The 12,776-nt window shown below is 65.5% G+C and carries 11 protein-coding genes; 6 read left to right on the top strand and 5 right to left on the bottom strand.

The window, feature by feature from the left end; genetic code table 11:
• Positions 1–252 precede the first annotated feature (252 nt).
• From RAM80_RS00105 to RAM80_RS00085, 5 genes are all read left to right on the top strand, one after another.
• On the top strand, positions 253–2,343 hold the full coding sequence (locus RAM80_RS00105) for a TonB-dependent siderophore receptor (protein WP_416427600.1): 2,091 nt from the start codon (positions 253–255) through the stop codon (positions 2,341–2,343).
• Between the two features lie 15 nt (positions 2,344–2,358).
• Positions 2,359–3,390, top strand: a complete 1,032-nt coding sequence (locus RAM80_RS00100) for a PstS family phosphate ABC transporter substrate-binding protein (protein WP_416424200.1) — start codon at positions 2,359–2,361, stop codon at positions 3,388–3,390.
• Positions 3,387–4,385, top strand: coding sequence for a PstS family phosphate ABC transporter substrate-binding protein (locus RAM80_RS00095; protein WP_416424199.1), 999 nt, complete (start codon positions 3,387–3,389; stop codon positions 4,383–4,385). Before RAM80_RS00100 ends, RAM80_RS00095 begins: the two co-directional genes overlap by 4 nt.
• A 170-nt stretch (positions 4,386–4,555) precedes the next feature.
• On the top strand, positions 4,556–5,551 hold the full coding sequence (locus tag RAM80_RS00090) for a nucleoside hydrolase (protein ID WP_416424198.1): 996 nt from the start codon (positions 4,556–4,558) through the stop codon (positions 5,549–5,551).
• 108 nt (positions 5,552–5,659) lie between these two features.
• Positions 5,660–6,229, top strand: coding sequence for a hypothetical protein (locus RAM80_RS00085; RefSeq protein ID WP_416424197.1), 570 nt, complete (start codon positions 5,660–5,662; stop codon positions 6,227–6,229).
• A gap of 19 nt (positions 6,230–6,248) precedes the next feature.
• On the opposite strand, the gene RAM80_RS00080 is transcribed toward RAM80_RS00085, so the two are convergent.
• Positions 6,249–6,980, bottom strand: a complete 732-nt coding sequence (locus tag RAM80_RS00080; protein ID WP_416424196.1) for a hypothetical protein — start codon at positions 6,978–6,980, stop codon at positions 6,249–6,251.
• A gap of 212 nt (positions 6,981–7,192) precedes the next feature.
• Here RAM80_RS00080 and RAM80_RS00075 point away from each other — a divergent pair, with 212 nt between their 5' ends.
• Entirely contained in the window at positions 7,193–7,474 is a 282-nt protein-coding gene (locus tag RAM80_RS00075; protein ID WP_416427599.1) for a YkgJ family cysteine cluster protein, read from the top strand.
• A gap of 14 nt (positions 7,475–7,488) precedes the next feature.
• On the opposite strand, the gene RAM80_RS00070 is transcribed toward RAM80_RS00075, so the two are convergent.
• The 4 genes from RAM80_RS00070 to RAM80_RS00055 all read right to left on the bottom strand — a co-directional run bounded on the left by RAM80_RS00070 (position 7,489) and on the right by RAM80_RS00055 (position 12,674).
• Positions 7,489–8,235, bottom strand: a complete 747-nt coding sequence (locus tag RAM80_RS00070; protein ID WP_416424195.1) for a hypothetical protein — start codon at positions 8,233–8,235, stop codon at positions 7,489–7,491.
• Positions 8,236–8,786: 551 nt separating this feature from the next.
• On the bottom strand, positions 8,787–9,590 hold the full coding sequence (locus tag RAM80_RS00065; protein ID WP_416424194.1) for a class I SAM-dependent methyltransferase: 804 nt from the start codon (positions 9,588–9,590) through the stop codon (positions 8,787–8,789).
• A 207-nt stretch (positions 9,591–9,797) separates the two neighbouring features.
• On the bottom strand, positions 9,798–10,979 hold the full coding sequence (locus RAM80_RS00060) for a pyridoxal phosphate-dependent aminotransferase (RefSeq protein WP_416424193.1): 1,182 nt from the start codon (positions 10,977–10,979) through the stop codon (positions 9,798–9,800).
• 69 nt (positions 10,980–11,048) lie between these two features.
• The gene (locus RAM80_RS00055; protein WP_416424192.1) at positions 11,049–12,674 is read right to left on the bottom strand and encodes a methyl-accepting chemotaxis protein; all 1,626 of its coding nucleotides are present in this window, start codon (positions 12,672–12,674) and stop codon (positions 11,049–11,051) included.
• Between the last annotated feature and the right edge of the window lie 102 nt (positions 12,675–12,776).

Raw genomic sequence — 12,776 nt, 5'->3', positions numbered from 1 at the left:
TTTTGTGGGAGCTGGCTTGCCAGCGAGCTTCAGGGCCTCAACAGCTCGCTGGCAAGCCAGCTCCCACGGGATTTGAAAAAATATTCAAATTTTTACTGAGGTGTTTCCCGTCGAGCTCCGTGTTGTGAATGAAAGGCAATCCCATTTCCATTCACACCCTTCACGCAGAGCACCCGCATGACCGCCTCCTTCACCCCCAGCGGCTCCACCCCTACCCTTCGTTACCGCAGCGCCTGCGCCAGCGGCGTGTTGATGCTCAGCCTGGCGCAGCCCCTGTGGGCCGCCGACAGCGTGGAGCTGGGGGCCACCAACATCGACAGCACCGCCGTGGCGCCCACCACCACCGAAAAAAGCCAGACCAGCTACCAGGCCGTGGCCTCCACCGTGGCCACCCGCACCGAGACCCCGCTGATCGAAGTGCCCGCCTCGGTCAACGTCGTCACCCACCGCGTCATCGAAGACCGCGCGCCCCAAAGCCTTGACGAAGCCATCAACGCGGTCAGCGGCGTCAAGCAGGGCAACACCCTGGGCGGCACCCAGGACGCGATCATCAAGCGCGGCTTCGGTACCAACCGCGACAACTCGATCATGCGCGACGGCATGCAGTCGGTGCAGGCGCGCAACTTCACCCCCACCACCGAGCGCGTCGAGGTGCTCAAGGGCCCGGCGTCGATGCTCTACGGCGTGCAGGACCCAGGCGGGGTGATCAACGTGGTCACCAAGAAACCGCAACTCACCCAAGCCACCAGCGTGTCCGGCTGGGGCACCAGCTTCGGCGGCGGTGGCGGCCAGCTCGACACCACCGGCCCCGTGGGCGACACCGGCCTGGCCTACCGCCTGATCTACGACAAGCAGCAGACCGACTATTGGCGCAACTTCGGCAGCACCGACCAGGAGGTCATCGCGCCGTCGCTGTCGTGGTTCGGCGACGACACCACCATCACCGCCGCCTACGAGCACATGGAATACAGCGTGCCCTTCGACCGCGGCACGCAGATCAACACCACCACCGGCAAGGTCCTGGACATTCCGCGCACGCGCCGCCTGGACGAGCACTTCAACATCACCACCGGCCGCTCCGACGCATTCAACCTGACCGCCGAGCACCGCCTCAACGACGACTGGACCCTGAAGGCCGGCTACGGCTACAGCCGCAACTACTACAACGACCACCAATCGCGCTACATCTCGGCCAACTTCACCACCGGCCAGGTCACCCGCCGCGGCGACGCCACCCGCGACGCCCTGCAAGTGGCCCACACCGCCACCGTCAGCGCCCTGGGCGACCTGCAGTTCGCCGGCATGCGCCACGAGCTGCTGGTGGGCGTGGACTACATGCACAACGACCGCACCCTGGGCGACCTGATCCGCAACGTCAACGACACCGGCTTCAACTACAACGACCCGGTCTACGGCCAGGTGCCGGTGCCCAGCCGCGTCAGCGCCGCCAACAGCGACCAGACCGACCTGCTGCACACCCATGCACTGTTCGTGCAGGACGCCATTCACCTGACCGACAAGTGGATTCTGCAGGCCGGCCTGCGCTACGAGTCGTTCACCGAGCTGACCGGCAAGGGCCGGCCCTTCGTGGTCGGCGCCGACGTCGACCGCAGCAAGGCGGTGCCGCGCCTGGGCCTGGTGTACATGATCCAGCCGGACTGGTCGGTGTACGGCAGCTACACCGAGTCGTTCCGCCCCAACACCTCCATCGCCACCGTCATCGGTGACCTGGCGCCCGAAGAGGCCAAGGCCTACGAGATCGGCACCAAGTTCCAGAACGACTACCTCACCGCCAGCCTGGCGGCCTTCACCATCACCAAGAAAAACGTGCAGACCAGCGCCACCTGCGGCACCGAGACCTGCACCCGGCTGGGCGGCGAAGCCCGCTCGCGCGGCGTGGAACTGGACGTCAGCGGCCAGCTCAACGAGTTCTGGAGCCTGACCGGCAGCTACGCCTACACCGACACTGAATGGACCAAGGACCCGATTCTGCAGGGCACGCCGCTGGACGGCGTGTCGAAAAACACCGCGGCCCTGTACCTGACCCGTGACTTCGGCCACGTCGGCATCGGCGACCTGCGCGTAGGCGCAGGCGGCCGCTACATGAGCAAGTGGGGCGCCAACGACGGCACCGGCACCGAATACTGGCTGCCCTCGGCCAAGGTCGCCGACGCCTTCGTGGCCTACAAGATGAAGCTCGACCACAAGGACCTGACCCTGCAGCTGAACGTCAAGAACCTGTTCGACGAGACCTACTACGTCTCCAGCAGCGGCCTGGGCTCGCCGGCCATCGTCATCGGCGAACCGCGCCAGGTCATCGCCAAGGCCACCCTCGCCTTCTAACCCCAAGGACTGACCATGAACCTGATCACCCGCGCGCTGGCCCTCGCCAGCGCCGCGTGGCTGGCGCTGCCGGCCCACGCCGCCGTCGACCCGCAATTGCTGCCCTACACCGCCCAGGCGGTGCAGCCGCCCGCCCACGCCTCGTACCTGGCCGCCGACGGTGCCATCCGCATCGGCGGTGCCGAGCACGTGCGCTACATCGTCGAGCGCTTCAACGCCGCCCTGGTGCAACAGCACCCCGGCTGGCGCTTCCAGGACGAGTCCAAGGGCACCACCAGCGCCGTGCCGCTGCTGACCCACGGCGTCACCCTGTTTGGCGCCATGGGCCGCGAGATCAACCCGCTGGAGATCAAGGCGTACCGCAAGATCGTCGGCGCCGCGCCACTGGAGATCCGCATCGCCCTGGCCGCCAACGACACCTCCCAGCACCTGGCCACCTCGCTGGCGGTGTACGTCAACCGCGCCAACCCGCTGGCCCAGGTCAGCGCCGATGAGGTGCGCCGCACCTTGAGCCTCGGCAACCCCGAGGGCGACCTGTCCACCTGGGGGCAGTTGGGCCTCAAGGGTGAATGGCGCGAGCGGCGCATCCACCCCTATGGCACCCCGGAGTTCACCGGTTTCGGCACCTATATGCAAAGCAACCACCTGCAAGGCCGGGCTCTTGCGCCCAGCTACGAAGCCTACGGCAACACCGAGGCCATCCTCGCGCGCCTGGCCGCCGACCCGGCCGGGCTGGCGGTGGCGGCCATTGGCCTGGACAACGCGCAGATCAAGGCGCTGCCGATCCGCGACGCCCAGGGCCAACTGACCACCGGCACCGAGGCCCAGGTGCGCGACGGCCGCTACCCCTATGGCCGCTTCCTGTACCTGTACCTGCGCCGCGAGCCCGGCAAGGCCGTGGACCCGGTGGTGCGCGAGTACCTGCGCTTCGTGCTGTCGCGCCAGGGCCAGCAGATCATCGCCGGCCAGCCCAAGGGCTATTTCCCCTTGAGCGCCGCCCAAGCCCAGGCCGAACTGGCCAAACTCGACGAGGTTGCCCCGCTATGATCACGTTCCTCAAACGCGCGGCCTGCCTGGGCCTGTGCCTGCACCTGGGCTGGGCCCAGGCCGACACCCTGCAACCGCCCGCCAACGCCAGCTACCTGACGGCCGACGGTGCCATCGCCATCATCGGCAACGACGGCATGCAGCCGCTGATCGAGCAGCTGAACGCGTTGTTCATCCGCCAGCACCCCGGCTTCCGCTTCGCCGTCACCGCCAAGGGCTCCTCGGTGGGCCTGCCGGCGCTGACCGCCGGTGCCACCGCCATTGCGCCGCTGTCCCGCGAGCCGTGGCTGGGCGACCTGCACGGTTATGAACAGGTGTTCGGCCAGGCGCCGCTGGACATCCGCATCGGCTATTCGGGCCATGGCCCGCGCACCAACGGCAAGACCCCACCGGCGGTGTACGTGCACCCCGACAACCCGCTCAAGCAGCTGACCGTGGAGCAACTGGCGAAGCTGGCCACCGCCGGCCAGCCGGGTGGCGACATCAATACCTGGGGGCAGCTGGGCCTGACCGGTGACTGGGCGCTGCGGCGCATCCACGTGTACGGCCTGCGCGACGACGGCGGCTTCGCCACCAACCAGCGCATGGACCGCTTCGGCGGCCGGCCCTTCAGCCCCCATTACGAGGCGCTGGACAGCGTCGGCGCGGTGCTCAAGGCCGTGGCCAGTGACAGCCATGGCATCGGCCTGACCGGCTGGGCCAATGGCGCCAAGCTGGCCCCCGGCCTGCACATCGTGCCCCTGGCCAGCAAGGCCGGCGAAGCCGCCCATGGCCCGGCGCTGGCAGACGTAGCCGCGGGCGCCTACCCGCTGTCGTCGTACTTGCACCTGTTCGTCGGCAACGCCCCGGCGCCGTTCATCAAAGCCTACCTGCAGATGGCCCTGAGCGACGAAGGCCAGGCCCTGGTGCGCGCGCAAACGGCCAGCGCCGAAGGCTACGTGCCGTTGAGCGCCGCCGACCTGGCGCGCGAGCGGCAAAAACTGCGGGAACTGTAGCCACAATCCCGTAGCCGCTGCCGCCAGGCTGCGCTGGCCTGTGTGTTCGCTGACAATCTTCAGCGTGGCTCAGGGCCAGCGCAGCCTGCGGCAGCGGCTACGGTAGGTGCGGGATCGCCAATGCCCACTTACACTGGGAATCCTTACCCCCACCATCAAGGAAGAGCAGCATGAAAAAGGTCATCATCGATTCGGACATGGGCTGGGACGACGTGCTGTCGATCGCCTACCTGATGAAAGATCCCGGCATCGAGATCATCGGCCTCACGGTCACCGGCTGCGGCGAAACCGACCTGGGCTGGGGCACCATCATCGCCCAGCACCTGCTGGGCATCGGCAACCACAGCCACGTGCCGGTGGCCCGTGGCACCGACGTGCCGCTGGCCCTGAACAATGTATTTCCGCAGCTGTTCAAGAACGACATGAACGACATCATGGGCCTGCTGGGCAGCCTCAACCCCAAGGAACTGCCAACCCTGTCGCCGAAACCTGCGTGGGAGTTCCTGCATGACACGCTCAAGAGCGCCACGGGCAAGGTCACCATCCTGTCCCTGGGCGGCTTCACCAACTTCGCCAAGCTGCTGGACCTCAAGCCCGCCGTCAGCGACCTGGCCAAGATTGAACGCATCCATGCCATGGCCGGCGCCGTGTACGTGGACGGCAACGTCGCCGCCCTGAACGGCGCCCTGCCCGCTTGGGACCAGGGCAGCCGCTATAGCAGCAACCACTACGCCGAATGGAACGTGTTCGTCGACCCGCTGGCCACCGATCGCCTGCTCAAGTCCGAACTGCCGCTGACCCTGGTGCCGCTGGACGCCTGCAACCAGGTGATCCTGGATGCCAGCTACGAGGCGAAAATCACCGCCACCGACCCGGTCGCCAACCTGGTGCGCGGGATCTTCGACAAGAAGACCCACGAGAACGCCGAGGGCAACCTGCCAGTCCCGATCTTCGACCCGCTGGCTACCCTGCTGATGACCGGCGCCGTGACGGCCAACAAGGTCGACAGCCAGTACCTGTCGGTGGAGTTGGGCGAGCACGAGCATGACAACCATTGCGGGCAACTGCGCGTCGAAACCAGTGGCTCGCGCAAAGTGGACATTGTGTTGGGCGTGTCACAAACCCAATTCGCCCGGCAGTTCGCGCAAATCATCAACGGCGCTTGAGATGGCGGGGGGCGCGACTGTCATTTCTATCAGGTTACGCGCAGCCGGTCTTGGCTGAAGATAGCCCTATCGGGCGCTCACGCCCAGACCCTACGGGATGACCAGCAAATGACCGCAAACCCCACATCACCTTTGGTGGCCTATGTAAACCAGACGTTCTACAAACCTTCGCTCGGTACTTTCGCCGACTGTCAGGTGCTGGCGGGCCGCCTGGCCTTCGGCGATATGGTCGAGATCATCAACGGGGCCCAGCCAACTCCAGCGCAATGTACCGGTATCAGCGTCTCGCAAGTGCCTGGACTATGGCCGGTACCTGAATGCGAGCGTTCCCAAAGCGTCTTGCTGGGGTTCAAGGACCTGCCACAGCGAGACATCGAAGACGGATTCTATATTACCTCGCCCGGCGCCGATGTTTTGCGCAGCACCTTTCAGGGAGCAATTTCCAACCTCTCCGCGTTGCCCTTGGCTAACGGCTTTACCCCGCAATGCAACTTGCACGGCAATTCGGTAACAGTTCGACTTACGTTTGCTGCGGGGACGGGGCCAATCTTGCCTGGCGAAACCTTGGCAGGCGTCACGCTGCAGTTGGTACGCCCCGCGTATGCCGCGCTCGACGAGACCTATTATCTGAGTAACGCCAACGAGGTCGTAGCAAGCGTCAAGGTCACAGACCTGTAGAACCTGCATCCACCCGGGTCTACTGTACCGGTAGGAAATTCAGGAACAACAGGCTCTGGGCGTAATTCAGACCTATCCGTCTATACCGTTCATCCAGCATCTGCGCCACCAGGTCCAGCCGCGCCACGATCTTGCCGAATTCGGTGGCGAAGCTCAGGTTGCTGCCTTCCTCGGATATCGCGTTGGAGAACAGCAACGGCTCGCCCTGGGCGTCCTGGCGCTGGCCGAGCAGCCAGGTGGCCTTCTCGATGTTGCGCGCGGCGTTGTTGATGAACCGCGGGTTGAGGCTGTCGGTCATGTAGAACGCCAGGCGGTTGCCGTGGGCGGTCACCAGCATGCTGCCGATGGCGTAGATGAACGCGCCTACGCGGTCACCGAGGAATTCCGGGCTCATGGCGTAGCTCAACGCCGCCAGGTCCTTGCGCCCGCCCAGTTGCGGCAGCGGCTGCTGCTGTTCGATGGCCTGGCGCACCTGGCGCTCGGCGGTAGCGGCATCGAGGAAGCCGGAGCGCTTCCACTGCGCGGGGTTGCGCAGGTACAGCTTGTTCATCAGCAGGTACAGGCTCTGCAGGTTGTCGCGCATGGCCAGGGTGGCCATGCGGTCGACGCTGGTCTGGAAGAACTCGTCGGGCTTGCCATTGCCGATCTGCGTGGCAATGTCCTGGCCGGTCTGGCGGCTGCACCCTTGCACGGCAAGCAGGCAGGCCAACAGCGCCAATAAACGCGGCAAGGCGGAAAACGTCGAAATCATCGGGCTGGGCGAGGTGTCCTGGCGACGGCAGTGGCAGGTATAGAGGGCCAAATCGGCAAAAAGTGCGATCCACCGGCAAAACCCGACAAGAGGCCGCCATCACCCAGCAATTGGTCGGGATTCACGGCGCTGTCATCCGCAGCGCTTTGTGATTGCCCGCAGACCCGGTACCCTCTGCGTTCACGCCCTCCAGGATGAAGCCCTTGATACCGCTGCAGACGCTGCCGGTCCTCGACCCCACTGCCACGTGCGACACCTGCGCCGCCAAGTGCTGCCGCCTGGAGGTGATGCTGATCACCGACACCGGCGTGCCCGAGCGCTTCGTCGCCACCGATGACTGGGGCTCGCAGACCATGGCGCGCCTGGATGACGGCTGGTGCGCGGCCCTGGACCGCCGCACCATGAGTTGCAGCATCTACCGCGTACGCCCGCTGATCTGCCGGGAATTCGAAATGGGCGGCAGTGACTGCCTGGAAGAACGCCTGGTGCCCTGACCGCCCCTACCGCCTCATACCATCGCCCGTGGGCGCGGCCGCACGTGGCCCAGGGACGAGCGAATGCGCCCCACCAGCGAACTGGCCCCGTGCAGGTTGTCGTAATGGAACACCGCCGTGGCGCGGATGCCGTTGGGGTCGGCCGGCAGGTTGGTGTGCAGCGAGCGGTAGCCCCAGAACAGGTACATGTTCCCCGGTTCCATGGCCACCTGGGTAAAGCGCTTGTTGCCCTTCTGGTAGGCGTTGATCAGGTAGCGCTGGCTCCAGCGGTTGTCGATCTTCAGCTTGTCCAGCAGGTTCATGGCGTAGGTCTCGCGCAACGGCCGCTTGCTGGGCAGCATCAGCAGGTCGCCCTTGGCGCCCTCGGGCAGGCACACCGGCATGATGGTGGTGAGCACGTAGGAATCGTAATGGAAGATCATCGATTCGCGCCGGCCGCTGTCCCCCACCAGGCAACGCAACACCTGGTGCAAACCGTCGTCATTGGCGGCACGGCCAGTGGCCTGGGTGACCACGCGCTTGCACAGGTCGAGCATGACCGGTGAACGCCCCCAGTCATACAGCGTCGAGCCCACCACTGCCTGCTGCCCGGTCAGGGCCACATAGCTATTGCCCGCTGCGGCCACCGAGCGCCTGACCAGCCCGCGTATTTCCTCCAGCTCCTCGGGGCTCGCCCAGTTCGGCAGCACCGCGTACCCCTGTTGATCAATGGTTTGCGTCAATGCCTTGATCTGTTCGTCACTGAAATAGGTGTATTGCATGTCCATCTCCCCAACTCTCTTTTGACCCAAGGTTGTTAGAAGCCGCCAGTCGCGCGCCCAGCCGCGTGCCGTCCCAGGGGCAGTGCGTCAAGGCAGGTTCATCCAGCGGGCATATACAGGACAGTGCATCGAGGTGGGCGCTCCCACCTACGGCCGGGCAGTGTCGATTGATCCTTGAGCTCAGGCCTCTATGGCAGGCGAGGCGAATCGGCAGACAAGCTAAACCCGGCTCGTTGTGCGGTTACGGCTGCTCTGGTGGCAAGACACGAGCGGGCTCGTCCCTGACCTGGTACTGATCACGCCCAGGTCGCGCTGAAGCACTTCGCGGCCGCCCGGCACGCCAGGGAGCTCCCTACCGGCCTGCCGGCTGACCGCCGCTTCACAATGTTCATCCTTGGTACCGCGGCGCCCCTTTAAAGGCGCAACCTGCGGCGTTGAAGTGAGACTAGCAGTCGTTATCACTTGGACCTAACGAAGATGAAGAAATTGTCATGCCAGTCGTCGACTTGGAATGGATAAAAACCAGAAATGAGCTACCCGCCAAATATCCGTCAGCGAAGTGCTACTGCGGTGAAACACATGGGTAGCTGCGCGGCACGGTTTTCGTATTGGTCGTAGGCCTCTTCGCGGTTGGAATGGGGGTATTCCTGGAAATGGCGAAGCTGCAGGCCTGCCCGAATCAGCGCGGTGAAGATCTCGCCCAGGGTGTGGATGTGCCAGTAGGAAGGAGCCGCCATGGCCGGGGCATCGCCTTCATAGACGATGGCCTCCTCCAGCACCACGGGCGTGGCGCGGAAATAGGAATCGCTGGGGCTGAAAGGGTCCACGCCTGCCGGGTCGAACATTTCCAGGAACGGATGGGTCTCGTAGATCACCAACTGGCCACCGGGCTTCAGGGTGCTGGCCACGCACGCCATGAACGCTTGCAGGTCCGGCATCCAATTGAGCACGCCGATGGTAATCAGCGCGACATCGAACGTGCCTTGAAGCTCGACCGGCAGGTGGTGAATATCGGCCTCGATGAACTCGGCGGGGTGTGAGGAGGCTGCGGCCAGCTCACGGGCTTGCTGCAGAAATGCGACCGATTGGTCTACACCCACGGCGCGGCGTGCGCCCATGGCCAGCAGCGACAGGGTCTCGCGGCCGTTGTTGCAGCCCAGCTGAATGACGTCCCTGCCCTGCACGCCCACCTCCTGCAGGCATTGGGTAAGGGTGGTGTCGAGGCAGGAGTAGCGTGGGTCCTTGAAACTGGCCAGCAGGCGTTGCCAGGCCGGGGTCTGGCGATGCAGGTCGGCCGAGGCGTCCCAGGCGTGCTTGTTGCTGGCGATCATGTGCGCGGCAGTCGGGGTCGTCATGACAGGGGCTCCTTGTAGGGCGCCCAAGATAGCACCGCTTGCCCAGGGCATTCATTGCACGGGTTGTTTCAAGGAGTATCCAAACCCACGCCATTCCCGTAGCCGCTGCCGGAGGCTGCGCTGGCCATGGGGGCTCCTGGAGATCTCCAGCGCACATCACGGCCAGCGCAGCCTGGCGGCAGCGGCTACAAGGTTGGTGACAAGCCGCTAACGGGCTTCCAGCACCTGCACTGCGCAGCGGGCGATGCGGCGGCAGGCTTCTTCCAGGCGTGCGACGTCCTGCACAAGGCCCATGCGCACGTGGCCGGCGGCACTGGGGCCGAAGGCCTCGCCGGCCAGCACCGACACGCCATGCTGGTCCAGCAGGCGGTCGGCGAAGGCCTGGGCGCTGAGGCCGGTCTCGCGGATGTCGACCATCACGAACATGCCGCCGTCGGGCTTCACCGCGCGCACACCGGGGCAGCCTTCCAGCGCCGCGCACACCCGGTCGCGGCGCTGGCGGTAGGTGTCGCGCATGGCCGCCACTTCCGGCAGCGGCGCCTCGATGGCGACCTGGGCCGCGTGCTGGACGAAGTCCGGCAGCCCGTAGAGCATGCACAGCGCCAGGTTGCCCAGGTGGCCGGCCAGCTCCGGCGGCGCCACCACCCAGCCGACCCGCCAGCCGCTCATGGCGTGGGACTTGGACAGGCTGTTGAGGGTGGCGGTGCGCGCCGCCATGCCCGGCAGGCTCGCCGGGCTGATGTGTTCGCCGTCATACAGCAGCTCGCTGTAGACCTCGTCGCTGATCAGCCACAGGTCATGGGCGATGCACAGCTGTGCCACGGCCTGCCAGGTGGCGCGCGCGAGGCTGGCGCCCGTGGGGTTGTGGGGGCTGTTGAGCATCACCGCGCGGGTGCGCGGGCCGATGCGTGCGGCAAGGTCGGCGGGCTGCAGGGCAAAGCCATGCTCAGGCCGCAGCGGCACCGGCACCACCCGGGCACCACAGGCGCCGAACACGGCTTCGTAGGTGACGTACATGGGTTCGGCCACCAGCACCTCGTCGCCGGCCTCCAGCAGGCATTGCGCCACGCTGAACACCGCGCACTGGGCGCCCGGCAGCACCACCACCTCGTCGGCATCGACGGCGCGGCCGCTGCACTGGCCATGGTGGCGGGCGATGGCCTGGCGCAGGGCCAGGTTGCCACGCACTTCGGAATAATGGGTATGGCCGGCGCGCAGGCTCTGCACGGCGGCTTCGACCACCGGGGCCGGGGTGTCGAAGTCCGGGTCGCCCACCGACAGCAGGATCACGTCCTGCCCCTGTTCGATCAGGCGCAGGGCGCGGTAATGGATGTTCCAGGCGGCGGCGCCGTCACCGGCGATACGTTGGGTCAGGGCGGAATAGCGCATGCACATTTCCCTTATGCAGGCTTGCGGCCCCTGACCCTACCACCACTGCGGGCGCAGTTACATCATTGGTTAGATCACGAACCGCGCGACCATGCCGCTGAGGCCCACGGCCAGCCGCGACAGTTCGTGGCTGGCGGCGCTGGTCTGGTGCGCGCCGGCGGCAGACTGGTTGGCCAGGTCACGAATGTTGACCAAATTGCGGTCTACTTCGCGGGCCACCTGGGCCTGCTCTTCCGAGGCGCTGGCGATCACCAGGTTGCGCTCGTTGATCAGCGAGATCGACTCGGTGATCTGCTGCAACGCCGTGCCGGCCTGACGCGCCATGTCCAGGGTCGACTGGCTACGCTGGCTGCTCTGCTGCATCGACTGCACCGCTTCGCCGGTGCCGGTCTGGATGCCGCTGACCATCTGCTCGATCTCGCGGGTGGACTGCTGGGTGCGATGGGCCAGGGCCCGCACTTCATCGGCCACCACGGCGAAACCACGGCCCGCTTCCCCGGCGCGCGCCGCCTCGATGGCGGCGTTCAACGCCAGCAGGTTGGTCTGCTCGGCAATGGCGCGAATCACGTCCAGCACCTGGCCAATGTCACGGCCCTGGGCCGCCAGGCCTTCGATCAGCACCGAGGTCTGCTGCACGTCCTGGGTCATGTGCTGAATGGCGCCGACGGTCTCGCCCACGCGGTCGCGGCCTTGCAGCGCCACCTGGTTCGACTCCTGCGAGGCCTGGGACGTGGACACGGCGTTGCGCGCCACCTCTTCCACCGCCGCGGTCATCTCGTTGACAGCCGTGGCTGCCTGCTCGATTTCCTGGTTCTGTGCCAGCAGGCCCTTGGAGGCTTCCTCGGTCACCGCGCTCAGCTCTTCCGCCGCCGAGGCCAGCTGGGTGGCGGAGCCGGCGATCTGCTCGATGGTCTGGCGCAGGTTAGCCTGCATCTGGCCCAAGGCCTTGAGCAGTTGCGCCGGCTCGTCGCTGCCGTCGACGTGGATAGGCTGGGTGAGGTTGCCGTCGGCAATGGTCTGCGCCGCCTTCACGGCCACCTGCAGCGGGTTAACGATGCTACGGGTCAGCAGCCAGGCCAGCAGCACGGTCATCAGGCAGGCGAGCACCGAGACGATGATCACCCAGGTGTTGGCCAGGCTGTACTGGGCGGCGGCTTCCTCGCCGGCGGCCTTGGCGCCCGCCTGGTTGATGGCCACCAGGCGGTTGAGCTGGTCGCCCATCTTGTCGGAACCGTCCTTGATACCGGTGTTGAGCAGGGTGCGCATGTCTTCCAGTTTGTTTTGGTGCGACAGGTCCTGCAGGCGCGATTGCAGTTGCAAGTAAGTATTCAGCGAGCTTTCAAACTCGCGGTATAACCCTTGTTCTTCCGCACCCGCCGGCAACACCGCGTAGTTGCGTTGGGCTTCTTTCAACTTATTAACCAGGACGCCCATGCGTGTGTCGGTATCGGCAATCATCTCCGGTTCACGGTTAACCAATAAACGGAAAGAAGTGACGCGCAAACGTACAACACCCTCGACCATGTTTCCAAGATAACCGACGCTGGGTAGTTGATTGGTCTGCATGTCGATGGACGCCTGGCGAATGATGGCCATGCGGTTGGAGGCGAACACCCCCAACGCCACGACCAGCAAGGCAATAAAGGCAAAGCCGAGGAAAGCACGCGGGGCGATGTTCAGATTTCGTAGGGACATGAGGTAGCTCTCGACAAGAAGGTGGTACGGCATCCCTGCGATCCGATGAGGCACGCGCCACGCGCGCCGGAAAGTCACGTGGCTTGCCAGAGCTATCGGCAG

Origin of the sequence: Pseudomonas sp. App30 (assembly GCF_047947025.1) — a bacterium.
GTDB lineage: Bacteria > Pseudomonadota > Gammaproteobacteria > Pseudomonadales > Pseudomonadaceae > Aquipseudomonas.
The sequence above is the reverse complement of the archived record's forward strand: the minus strand, read 5'-3'. Positions and strand labels throughout refer to the sequence as shown.